A 12,087-nucleotide genomic window follows, 5' to 3' on the forward strand; every position below is an offset into this window, starting at 1 on the left:
CCAAAGAAACTTTTGTTTAACCTTTGACCAGGCTTACCCGCGCTCGAAAACGCCAGAATTTACTGGCTGTCAGCGACAATTGCAACCATCATTATTGCGCATCAGTGCTTTTGTTGCTTTGCATCAACCACCGGAATGCGCCACATAAATATCAGCAGACAGGTCAGAATGATCAGCAGCAAGATGCGCACCCAGGTAAGATTAACCAGCCACAGCGAAATGGCAAAGGTCAGCAAAATCATCGCGACCGCCCGCGGCTTCGCGCCCGGCGGCATGGCGCGGAATTTCTGCCAGTGACGCAGGTAGCCGCCAAACCATGAGCGATACAAAAGCCAGTGGTGAAAGCGCGGCGACGAGCGCGCAAAGCACCAGGCGGCAAGCAGGATAAACGGCGTCGTCGGCAGTAGCGGTAAAAACACGCCCAGCGTTCCCAGCGCTACCGCCAGCCAGCCAATGATGATCAAAATAATACGTGGCATAATGCGAATCGTTATCACGAAGATAACGCTAATGTAGCACAGTTGCTTATCAGGGGATGGAGGAGTTATTTGAAAACCGCCCGGCTTTTACATTCACTGGAAAACCAGCTTGCGGAGCTGGCCGCTCAGGTGGCGCCCATGGCCAATCACGCGACCCTCAGCCCGCGCTTCGATCGTCAGCTGTTCCGTACCCGCAGCACGCAGATGCAGGCTTATCTCAATGAGGCCAGAGACGGCTTAACGGCGTTAAAACAGGCGGCCGAACGCCAGCAGCTTGCGCAGGTCGCCTGGCTGGCGGAACGTCTCGTTGCTCAAATCGCCGCGATTAATCGGGAAACGGCGACCTGGCCATTACGCGCCTGGGATAGCGCGTCGCCAACGCTTAGCCGCTGGCAGCGCCGACGTCTACAGCATCAGGAGTATGAACGGCGCCTGCTGGCCATGCGCAGCGACCGACAAAGACGACTGGCGCAAGCCATTAGCCTTGATGACCAGCAGCGGCTGGCAAAGGAAGTTGAAGCCTATACCGGGCGCCTGGCCCGCTGTCGCGACGCGCTGGAAAAAATTGAAAACAGACTGGCCCGCTTAACGCGCTAACGGGAGGAAGAAGTATGTCGCTGGAAAATGCCCCTGACGAAGTCAAGCTGGCCGTCGATTTAATTATGCTGCTTGAGGAGAATAAAGTTCCTGCGCAAACCGTGCTAGCTGCGCTGGAAATTATCCGTCGAGACTATGAAAACAAAGTAAAAAGTGCGGAAGAGGCCTCGCAAAACGCACAGGAGTAGCCTGTTGGCGGATCTTTAGGGGTGGCAGAGTTGTGCCCCTTACCACAACGGATAGATGCTCATGGAAAGATTCTCACGTACGCCGCACGATGCTATTTTTCGTCAAATGCTGGCCCAGAAAGAGGTCGCTCGCGATTTTTTACAGCTTTATCTTCCCGCGCAGTTTTTAAGTATCTGCGATCTCAATACGCTGCAGCTGGCTTCCGGCAGCTTTATCGAAGAAGACCTGCGATCCAGCTACTCCGACATTCTCTACTCCCTGCAAACGCAGCACGGCGCGGGATATATCTACGCGCTGATTGAACATCAAAGCTCGCCGGATAAGCTGATGGCTTTTCGCCTGATGCGCTATACGCTGGCCGCCATGCAGCGCCACCTGGATGCCGGCCACAATACGCTGCCGCTGGTGGTCCCGATTCTGTTTTATCACGGCACCGTCAGCCCCTGGCCACATACGCTCAACTGGCTCCAGCTTTTTGACCTTCCTGAGCTTGCCGGCGCGCTGTACGGCGGAGATTTTCCGCTGGTGGACCTGACCGTTATGCCAGATAATCATATCCTCCGCCACCAGCGTATGGCGATGCTGGAACTGTTGCAAAAGCATATTCGCCAGCGCGATCTGGCCGAACTGCAACCGATGCTGATTACGCTGCTGGCGCAAGGATATCTGACGGAAAACCAGATCAATACCCTCATCAGCTATATGCTGCAGGCGGGAACCACGGAAAAACCCGGGCCCCTGATTCGCGAGCTGGCGAAGCAGTCGCCCAGGCACAAGGAGCTACTGATGACAATTGCCGAATGGCTGGAAGAGAAAGGCCGTAAAAAAGGTAGAAAAGAAGGCAGACAGGAAGGTTTGCAGGAAGGTTTGCAGGAGGGCCGTAGAGAAATCTCGCGCAGCATTGCCCTGAAAATGCTCGCCTGCGGGCTGGAGCCGAAAATGGTGATGGAACTGACCGGTCTGAGCCAGGAAGAACTCTCCTCGCTCAGCCATTAACATCTGCGGGGCGGATACCCACCGCCCCGTTATGTTTAGCTTATCGCCGGGGAGGCATCGTCGCCCTTATCCCGCTTCACCTCTGTCACTTCATCGCCCTTCTCATTGCGCAGATGCACCTCCAGCTGGTTAAAGGCGATGTCAATATTGTTCTCGCGGCACAAACGATCGATAGCGCGGTTAAGCTCATCCACCGCATAGCTGCGATCGCGAAGTTCACGCACGTACAGGCGCAGTTCATGATCGAGCGTGCTGGCGCCGAAGGTGGTAAAGAAGACCGAGGGCGCGGGCTCTTGCATCACTTTCGGATGCTCATGCGCGGCCTGGAGCAGCACTTCTTTAACCTTATCCAGGTCGGAACCATAGGCCACGCCAAGGCGGATGACCACGCGGGTGACGGTGTCGGAGAGCGACCAGTTGATCAAGCGTTCCGTCACGAAGGCCTTATTCGGGATAATGACCTCTTTACGGTCAAAATCGGTGATCGTCGTGGCGCGAATGCGGATTTTGCTGACGGTACCGGAGAAGGTACCAATGGTCACCGTATCGCCAATACGCACCGGGCGCTCAAAGAGAATAATCAGACCGGAAACAAAGTTACCGAAGATTTCCTGTAAGCCAAACCCTAAACCAACCGACAGGGCGGCCGCCAGCCACTGAAGTTTGTCCCACGAAACGCCCAATGAGCCAAATACCGTCATCGCGCCAATAACAATAATGGCGTAATTAAGGATGGTCGTAATTGCATACGACGCCCCCTGGCGCATATTGAGTCTCGATAGCACCAGCACTTCCAGCAGGCCCGGCAGGTTGCGGATTAACGCCCAGGCGACCATCGACGCGACAATCGCGAACAGCAGGCTGCCCATGGTGACGCTTTTCACGGCGCTGACGCCGGCTTCCGTACCGTTGTAATGCCACAGCGTAATACTGTCGAGATAGGCGAACACGGTGATCAGATCGGACCAAATCGCCCAGAACAGCACGGCAAACAGCGCAATCATCACCAGCATCGTAATACGCAGCGTTTGCTGGTTAACCTGCTCCAGGGCAATCGTCGGCTCTTCCTGGGGTTCGGCCCCTTCAGCGCCCTCTTTAACCAAATGCTGACGACGCGCCAGCGCACGGCGCCAGGCAATACGCCGGGCAGCCACGCTCAGGCCGCGCAGAACGGTCTGGTACAGCAGGTTCCACAGCATCACCAGGTAAACGGTTTCAATCCAGCGGCCGGCCAGACGCAGCGTCGTGTAGAAGTAGCCGGTTGCCGTCAGCACCATCAGGGCGATGGGCACAATCGATAGCACGGTGACGGTGATAAGGCGCAGGCTGTGGGACTCTTTATCACGCCAGCTCTCGCGGCACATCGGCAGAACAAGCACCGCAATCAGCAGCAGGTTGAGGAAAATAACAAACTGCCCGAGCACGTCATCCATCAGGTGCAGCGGCGACAGCTCCGACATCACCGACCAGAAATTGAGCGGCAGCAGCGCAAGGCTGACGCGGACAATCTGCCGCCGCCAGTGGCTGGTCAACTGCGACGGCATATTAAAGTGGCGCACCGCCACGCCGTCTTTTTCCAGCACCTTCCAGCACAGGCCAAACACCAGCCAGAACAGCGCCAGCTTCTTACTATAGGCCCACAGCAAATCGCTGATATTCAGCTGCATAGTCAGCAGAATCAGGCCAATGGCCAGAATCACCAGCACCACAGGCAGCGCGCGGATCAGATCGATAAGAATCGCTTTCGGCGTATGAAGCTGAGTGTCATTGCGCAGTTGCCCCACCTGTGAAGCCAGCTTCGCCTGATACGCTTTCAGCCAGTTAAGACGCCAGCGAATCAGACCGGCAATCAGCAGCAACGGCAGGCCGGCAAGGAAAGCGATAAATACCGCAGGCCAGGCTTTTTCCCAGTTTACGGTGATTTTCATCGCCTTAAACTGCCCTTTCAGCGCTTCCGGGAAGGCTTTAACCCACTCCCAGTCCATCGGACGGTTACTGTTTACCCAAAAAATCTGCTGCGTCAGAATGGCTTTCAGGTTGGTCGACACGCTCATTAACTGCTGCTGATTGATCTGCAGGTTAATGGCCATCATCAGCTGGTTACCCAGCTGTTTGTTGAACTGATCGAGCAGCTCCCGGCGCATATCAACGATTTCAAGAAGCGCGCTATGCACTTCGGCATTGACATCGCTGCTGTGCCCTTCCTCCAGCTTCGCGACGTACGCATCGCTCTGGAACAACGCATCGCGCTGCTGGTTAACCTCAAACTGTTCGAGGCGCAGGTCGGCGATGCGGTTCGTCATATCGCTCAGCTCCTCCGCAGAGGGCAGCGTTTGCTGCTGCTGATAAAGGATACGCGACAGCAGCAGGCTACCTTTCAGCACGGAAATCTGCTCTTTTATGTCACGCTCGGATTGCAAAGCGCGATCGAGCCAGGTCTTCACTTTGATGTTGCGCTGAACCAGCTGATTACCATTTTCCGTCGCCGAAATCAGTCTTTCGCTAAGCTGGTGGTTAATCTCCAGCTCCTGCTTCACCAGCGGGTTTGCCTGAATACGCGCCGTTTCGTCCGGGGAAACCGCTTCCTGAGCCGTCTTTTCCGTCAGCGTCAGGCGCTTGCTATTCACCGCTTCCTGCAATAACTGAAGCTGGTGTTCAAGACGGTTGCTGTAGGCGGTGATGTAATCACGCTGCTTTTGCAGGGTATCCTGCAGGACCGTGTTACCTTCCAGGCTTTTGCGCTGCTGGTCTATCTGCGCATTCAGCAGAGCCTGCTGAGCCAGCAGCAAACTCTGCTGGGTAGGACGCAGCGTCTCCTCGCCCGTCGAGGTGCCATTCAGGCGGTTACGGATCTGCTGCAGCTGCTGCGAAGCGGAGTACATCGCATTCTGCACACGTTCCGGCTGGGTTTGTAGGGAGACTAACTGGCTGTTATAGGTTGCCAGATCGTTCTGCGCGTTTTGCAAATCGTCCAGCGTCTGAGAGACGCGTGATTCCAGCTGACGTAGCGATAACGTGCTCAACGTTTTACGCGTCGCCTCATCATCGGGAACATCGCTTAGCGCGTTGAGGCTATCGATAGCCTGATTCATTTTCGCTGGCGCCTGAGCCACCTGCTGACGCAGCTGCGTCGTTTCCGACTTAATGCGTTCGATTTTATCGAGGGTTTCCAGGGTCTGGGTCAGGTCCTGCTGAACCAGCTTGTCCTGCGGAGTCAGCTCTTTTTGCTTATTCAGCGTCGTGAGCTGGCTTTGCACCTCGGAACGTTCAGGTAAGTCAGCCGCCAGCGCCGTGTTAACGCTAATACAGCCGATAAAAAACATCAGGGTAAGAACAAAAGCGGATATGGCGTTTCGCCAACGGATAGTATGCAGCATAGTGTTAACATGAGTGATTGCAAAAGCCGGAGAATACCGGGGATCGTCGCAGCGCGAAGAATAGCACTTCTGTTATCGCGCGAATAGCGGCGGACAGCAGGAAAAATACCCCTTTTGTCCGCGAGGATACTTAAGCTTCCGCGCCTTCAGAACTGCGCAGAGAGGGGCACAATTGATACATTTCAAGCAGCGTTTCGACATATGCCCGCGCTTCATGCTGCAGATCGAAAGCGTTGGGCGCCAGCAGCCAGTTCTCCATCAGGCCAGAAAGATAGCTGCGCATTAAAATCGCCGCCCGCCGGGTGAGTAAATTGGCGGGCAGCATCTTCGCCGCAATGCACTCGTTTAATGTCTGCTCGATACGATCGTAGCTCTCAAGGCATAAACTTCGCTGCGCTTCTTGCAGCGTGACCATCTCTCCGACGAACTCGCATTTATGGAAAATGATTTCCATCATCAAGCGCCTGCGTTTTTCTGTCACCGTTGCTTCAAGGATATACACTAAGATCTCTCTGACAACTGACAGTGGATCGTTGGGGAATTTTGCCCGATACTCAACTTCGAGATCGTTGATGTTGGCTTCTGAAAGCACCCATATTTCATTAAATAAATCTGATTTATTTTTGAAATGCCAATAGATAGCGCCCCTCGTCACACCGGCCTCTTTTGCAATTGCGGCCAGCGAGGTGGATGATACGCCTTGCTGCGAAAACAGACGCAGAGCAACATCCAGAATATGTTGCCGGGTCTCAAGCGCCTGTTGTTTGGTTTTTCGTGCCATAGGTCGATGAGTTTACAGAGGTTACGTTTACATACATTTGTGAATGTATGTACCATAGCATGACCATAATAGAAACACAGCAGTGGGTTTGTGGTCGATTGAGCCACTGAACAATTTGAAATTGGACACTCGAGGTTTACATATGAACAAAAACAGAGGGTTAACGCCTCTGGCGGTCGTTCTGATGCTCTCAGGCAGCTTAGCGCTAACAGGATGTGACGACAAACCGGCTCAGCAAGGAGCCCAACAAATGCCGGAAGTCGGTATTGTGACGCTCAAATCCGCTCCTCTACAAATTACTACCGAACTGCCAGGCCGTACCAGCGCCTATCGCGTTGCGGAAGTTCGTCCTCAGGTCAGTGGCATTATTCTTAAACGTAACTTCACCGAAGGGAGCGATATCCAGGCAGGGGTGTCTCTTTATCAAATCGATCCGGCGACCTATCAGGCCACTTATGAAAGCGCGAAAGGCGATTTAGCCAAAGCGCAGGCCGCGGCAAATATGGATCAGCTGACGGTTAAACGTTATCAGAAACTGTTAGGCACTAAGTACATCAGTCAACAGGATTACGATACTGCCGTCGCGACCGCGCAACAGAGCAACGCTGCCGTGGTTGCCGCCAAAGCAGCGGTTGAAACCGCGCGCATTAATCTGGCCTACACCAAAGTCACCTCGCCAATCTCAGGCCGCATTGGTAAATCCGCGGTCACGGAAGGTGCTCTGGTGCAAAACGGCCAAACCACCGCCCTGGCGACCGTGCAACAGCTGGATCCTATCTATGTTGACGTGACGCAATCGAGCAACGATTTCCTGCGTCTGAAACAAGAGCTGGCCAACGGCAAGCTGCAGCAGGAAAACGGTAAAGCGAAGGTTGAGCTGGTGACGAACGACGGTCTGAAATACCCGCAGAACGGTACGCTGGAGTTTTCTGACGTCACCGTTGATCAGACCACCGGTTCTATCACGCTGCGCGCCATTTTCCCGAACCCGGATCACACTCTGCTGCCGGGGATGTTCGTCCGCGCGCGTCTGGAAGAAGGCGTCAACCCGGATGCGCTGCTGGTTCCTCAGCAGGGCGTAACCCGCACCCCGCGCGGCGATGCCAGCGCGATGGTCGTCGGCGAAGGTGATAAAGTCGAAGTTCGCCAGATTACCGCCACTCAGGCTATTGGTGATAAATGGCTGGTCACCGAAGGGCTGAAAACGGGCGATCGCGTCATCATCACCGGTCTGCAAAAAGTCAGACCAGGCGTGCAGGTAAAAGCGCAGGAAGTCGTTTCTGACGATAAACAGCAAGCCGCAGGCAACGCTCAGTCAGAACAACCCAAGTCTTAACTTAAACAGGAGCCGTTAAGACATGCCTAATTTCTTTATCGATCGCCCCATATTTGCGTGGGTGATCGCCATTATCATCATGCTGGCTGGGGGGTTATCGATCCTCAAGTTGCCGATAGCGCAATATCCGACGATTGCGCCGCCGGCAATTTCCATTACAGCCATGTACCCCGGTGCCGATGCTGAAACCGTGCAGAACACCGTGACCCAGGTTATCGAACAGAACATGAACGGTATCGATCACCTGATGTACATGTCTTCTAATGGCGACTCCACCGGTACAGCAACCATCACCCTCACCTTTGAATCCGGTACCGATCCGGATATCGCCCAGGTACAGGTTCAGAACAAGCTGGCGCTGGCAACGCCGCTGCTGCCGCAAGAAGTTCAGCAGCAGGGTATTAGCGTTGAAAAGGCATCCAGCAGCTTCCTGATGGTTGTCGGCGTTATCAATACCAACGGCACCATGAATCAGGATGACATTTCTGACTATGTTGCCGCCAACATGAAGGATTCGATTAGCCGTACCAGCGGCGTCGGTGACGTACAGCTGTTCGGTTCCCAGTACGCGATGCGTATCTGGATGGATCCGAACAAGCTTAATAACTTCCAGCTGACGCCGGTTGACGTGATCAGCGCCCTGAAAGCGCAGAACGCCCAGGTCGCAGCCGGACAGTTAGGCGGTACTCCACCGGTGAAAGGTCAGCAGCTGAACGCCTCCATCGTGGCGCAGACCCGTCTGACCAATACTGAAGAGTTCGGCAACATTCTGCTGAAGGTTAACCAGGATGGTTCCCAGGTGCGTCTGCGCGATGTCGCGAAGATTGAGCTGGGTGGCGAAAGCTACGACGTCGTTGCGAAGTTTAACGGTCAGCCCGCGTCCGGTCTGGGTATTAAGCTCGCGACCGGCGCGAACGCGCTGGATACCGCCAACGCCATTCGTGCCGAACTGAAGAAAATGGAACCTTTCTTCCCGTCAGGCCTGAAGATTGTTTACCCGTATGACACCACCCCCTTCGTGCAGATCTCCATTCACGAAGTGGTGAAAACGCTGGTTGAAGCCATCATTCTGGTGTTCCTGGTGATGTACCTGTTCCTGCAGAACTTCCGCGCAACGCTGATTCCGACTATCGCCGTGCCGGTCGTACTGCTGGGGACGTTCGCTATCCTCGCGCTGTTCGGCTTCTCGATAAACACCCTCACCATGTTTGGTATGGTGCTCGCCATAGGCCTGCTCGTGGATGATGCCATCGTTGTGGTAGAAAACGTCGAGCGTGTAATGGCCGAGGAAGGGCTACCGCCGAAGGAAGCTACGCGTAAATCAATGGGCCAGATTCAGGGCGCGCTGGTGGGTATCGCGATGGTGCTTTCCGCGGTATTTATCCCGATGGCCTTCTTCGGCGGTTCTACCGGTGCGATTTACCGTCAGTTCTCGATCACTATCGTTTCCGCGATGGCGCTGTCGGTACTGGTGGCACTGATTCTGACCCCGGCGCTCTGCGCCACGATGCTGAAACCCATCCAGAAAGGCAGCCATGGCGCCACCACCGGCTTCTTCGGTTGGTTTAACCGCATGTTCGATAAGAGCACGCATCACTACACCGATAGCGTAGGCAACATCCTGCGCAGTACCGGTCGTTATCTGGTGCTGTACCTGATCATCGTGGTAGGCATGGCCTGGCTGTTCGTTCGTCTGCCAAGTTCGTTCCTGCCGGACGAAGACCAGGGCGTTTTCCTGAGCATGGCGCAGCTGCCTGCTGGCGCAACTCAGGAGCGTACTCAGAAAGTTCTGGATGAGATGACCGACTACTATCTCACCAAAGAGAAAAACAACGTTGAGTCGGTATTCGCCGTAAACGGCTTTGGTTTCGCGGGTCGTGGGCAAAACACCGGTATCGCGTTCGTTTCTCTGAAGGACTGGAGCCAGCGTCCGGGCGAAGAGAACAAAGTTGAGGCGATTACCGGTCGCGCAATGGGGTATTTCTCGCAGATTAAAGACGCAATGGTCTTCGCCTTTAACCTGCCGGCAATTGTTGAACTGGGTACCGCAACGGGCTTTGACTTCCAGCTTATCGACCAGGCGGGACTGGGCCATGAAAAACTGACCCAGGCACGTAACCAGCTCTTTGGTATGGTCGCGCAGCATCCTGACGTCTTAACCGGCGTGCGTCCAAACGGACTGGAAGATACTCCGCAGTTCAAAGTGGATATCGATCAGGAAAAAGCGCAGGCTCTTGGCGTGTCTATCAGCGACATTAACACGACGCTTGGCGCAGCATGGGGTGGTAGCTACGTCAACGACTTCATTGACCGCGGTCGCGTGAAGAAAGTGTATATCATGTCTGAAGCGAAATACCGTATGCTGCCGGAAGATATCGGCAACTGGTACGTACGCGGTAGCGATGGACAGATGGTGCCCTTCTCCGCCTTCTCGACTTCACGCTGGGAATACGGCTCACCGCGTCTGGAGCGTTACAACGGTCTGCCATCAATGGAAATCCTCGGCCAGGCGACACCGGGCAAGAGTACCGGTGAAGCGATGAACCTTATGGAAGAGCTGGCGGGTAAACTGCCTGCGGGTATTGGCTATGACTGGACCGGTATGTCTTATCAGGAACGGTTGTCAGGCAACCAGGCACCAGCGCTGTACGCTATCTCGCTGATTGTCGTCTTCCTGTGCCTGGCGGCGCTGTATGAAAGCTGGTCGATTCCGTTCTCGGTCATGCTGGTTGTTCCGCTGGGGGTTGTGGGTGCGCTGCTGGCGGCTACCTTCCGTGGATTAACCAACGACGTCTACTTCCAGGTTGGTCTGCTGACCACCATCGGCCTGTCGGCGAAGAACGCGATACTTATCGTTGAATTCGCCAAGGACCTGATGGATAAAGAGGGCAAAGGCCTGATCGAAGCCACGCTGGAAGCCGTTCGTATGCGTCTGCGTCCGATTCTGATGACCTCGCTGGCGTTCATCCTTGGGGTCATGCCGCTGGTTATCAGCTCCGGCGCAGGCTCCGGCGCGCAGAACGCCGTCGGTACTGGCGTAATGGGTGGGATGGTGACCGCGACGGTGCTGGCGATTTTCTTCGTGCCGGTGTTCTTCGTGGTGGTTCGCCGCCGCTTTAGTAAGAAAAATGAGGATATTGAGCACAGCCATCCGGTTGAGCATCATTAATCTCTCTCCTCTCAGGGCCGCATTTGCGGCCCTTTTCTTTTGTTCCTCGTTAAAACGCACGGATTGTTATTGTCTAATTTATAAGCTGAGATATAATATTTAATGATGAGTCGCGGTGCTTATCTCCATTTTTTTTCCACAATTTTCTTTCCTGCGCCCCTAACTCAGAATATTCTTAATCACTGATTTTATGTATGGTTGTCTCTCTATAACGGCTAAACGCGTCGGCTAACCTGATGAAATATAAGGTCAGTATTCGTTTTTTCCGATCGGGATAACGGCACGATATAATAAAGTCCGAGGCATTGAAGATAAAAGGACGCTGATAATTGTAATTTTTCGTAATAGCACGATGAAATCTTTTTAAGAGTGGATTATAGTTAAACAGCAAGATTACAATGTATGTGTCAGGTCTGTTAGTCGTGTTCATCCCACAACGGTGTCGATAATCGTCGTTTAAACCACTCAAAAGGGGATGCGTTATGGACGAATACTCGCCAAAAAGACATGATATTGCGCAGCTTAAATTTCTCTGCGAAACCCTGTATCATGACTGTCTTGCAAACCTGGAAGAGAGCAACCACGGCTGGGTTAATGACCCGACCTCGGCTGTCAATCTTCAACTTAATGAATTGATCGAGCACATTGCCGCGTTCGCACTTAATTATAAAATTAAGTACGCCGAGGATAATAAGCTGATTACCCAGATTGACGAATATCTGGATGACACTTTCGTCTTGTTCAGCAACTACGGCATTAACAGCGCAGATCTGCAGAAATGGCGTAAATCTGGCAATCGGTTATTCCGCTGCTTTGTCAACGCCTGTCGGGAAAACCCGGCCAGTCTTTCTTGTTAGTATTATTACAATCAAAAGGTGAATTTATGTCTGATAAAACATTAACCAAAATAGACTATTTGATGCGTTTACGACGCTGTCAGACAATTGATACGCTGGAGCGCGTAATTGAAAAAAATAAATATGAACTTTCCGATAATGAACTGGCGGTATTTTACTCAGCGGCCGACCATCGTCTTGCTGAGCTGACGATGAATAAACTGTATGACAAGATCCCCCCTTCAGTCTGGAAATTTATCCGCTAGTTTATTTCAAATGAAAGTCATACATCTCGTGCCGAAAACGCCCCTCTCTCGTGATGATAAT

At 53.6% G+C, this 12,087-nt stretch carries 10 protein-coding genes; 7 read left to right on the forward strand and 3 right to left on the reverse strand.

Going from position 1 to position 12,087, the window contains the following annotated elements; genetic code table 11:
• Positions 1-101: 101 nt before the first annotated feature.
• Positions 102-479 (reverse strand): DUF454 family protein, encoded by a 378-nt coding sequence (locus ABLV30_RS16665; protein WP_148849207.1) that lies wholly within the window; start codon positions 477-479, stop codon positions 102-104.
• A 69-nt stretch (positions 480-548) separates the two neighbouring features.
• On the opposite strand from ABLV30_RS16665, the gene priC reads away from it, so the two are divergent.
• The 3 genes from priC to ABLV30_RS16680 all read left to right on the forward strand — a co-directional run bounded on the left by priC (position 549) and on the right by ABLV30_RS16680 (position 2,261).
• Positions 549-1,076: a primosomal replication protein N'' gene (priC, locus tag ABLV30_RS16670; protein WP_048261459.1), complete on the forward strand. Its 528-nt coding sequence runs from the start codon at positions 549-551 to the stop codon at positions 1,074-1,076.
• Between the two features lie 14 nt (positions 1,077-1,090).
• Positions 1,091-1,264 carry a pleiotropic regulatory protein RsmS gene (rsmS, locus tag ABLV30_RS16675; protein WP_014228211.1) on the forward strand — a complete coding sequence of 58 codons (174 nt, stop codon included), beginning with the start codon at positions 1,091-1,093 and terminating at the stop codon, positions 1,262-1,264.
• A gap of 61 nt (positions 1,265-1,325) precedes the next feature.
• Positions 1,326-2,261 carry an Rpn family recombination-promoting nuclease/putative transposase gene (locus tag ABLV30_RS16680; protein ID WP_032748296.1) on the forward strand — a complete coding sequence of 312 codons (936 nt, stop codon included), beginning with the start codon at positions 1,326-1,328 and terminating at the stop codon, positions 2,259-2,261.
• Positions 2,262-2,296: 35 nt separating this feature from the next.
• On the opposite strand, the gene mscK is transcribed toward ABLV30_RS16680, so the two are convergent.
• Positions 2,297-5,638 carry a mechanosensitive channel MscK gene (gene mscK / locus ABLV30_RS16685; protein ID WP_014228209.1) on the reverse strand — a complete coding sequence of 1,114 codons (3,342 nt, stop codon included), beginning with the start codon at positions 5,636-5,638 and terminating at the stop codon, positions 2,297-2,299.
• 130 nt (positions 5,639-5,768) lie between these two features.
• Positions 5,769-6,419, reverse strand: coding sequence for a multidrug efflux transporter transcriptional repressor AcrR (gene acrR / locus ABLV30_RS16690; protein ID WP_014228208.1), 651 nt, complete (start codon positions 6,417-6,419; stop codon positions 5,769-5,771).
• A gap of 142 nt (positions 6,420-6,561) precedes the next feature.
• Between acrR and acrA the strand changes: the two genes are divergently transcribed.
• The 4 genes from acrA (at position 6,562) to ABLV30_RS16710 (ending at position 12,026) form a co-directional block, all read left to right on the forward strand.
• Positions 6,562-7,755 (forward strand): multidrug efflux RND transporter periplasmic adaptor subunit AcrA, encoded by a 1,194-nt coding sequence (gene acrA / locus ABLV30_RS16695; protein ID WP_004136054.1) that lies wholly within the window; start codon positions 6,562-6,564, stop codon positions 7,753-7,755.
• A 22-nt stretch (positions 7,756-7,777) separates the two neighbouring features.
• The gene (gene acrB, locus ABLV30_RS16700) at positions 7,778-10,924 is read left to right on the forward strand and encodes a multidrug efflux RND transporter permease subunit AcrB (RefSeq protein ID WP_014228207.1); all 3,147 of its coding nucleotides are present in this window, start codon (positions 7,778-7,780) and stop codon (positions 10,922-10,924) included.
• 482 nt (positions 10,925-11,406) lie between these two features.
• A complete protein-coding gene (tomB, locus tag ABLV30_RS16705; protein WP_025107145.1) occupies positions 11,407-11,781 on the forward strand; it encodes an Hha toxicity modulator TomB in 375 nt (124 codons plus the stop codon).
• Positions 11,782-11,807: 26 nt separating this feature from the next.
• Entirely contained in the window at positions 11,808-12,026 is a 219-nt protein-coding gene (locus ABLV30_RS16710) for an HHA domain-containing protein (RefSeq protein ID WP_004099646.1), read from the forward strand.
• Positions 12,027-12,087: the final 61 nt, after the last annotated feature.

Origin of the sequence: Klebsiella sp. CN_Kp113 (assembly GCF_040064585.1) — a bacterium.
Classification (GTDB): domain Bacteria; phylum Pseudomonadota; class Gammaproteobacteria; order Enterobacterales; family Enterobacteriaceae; genus Klebsiella; species Klebsiella michiganensis.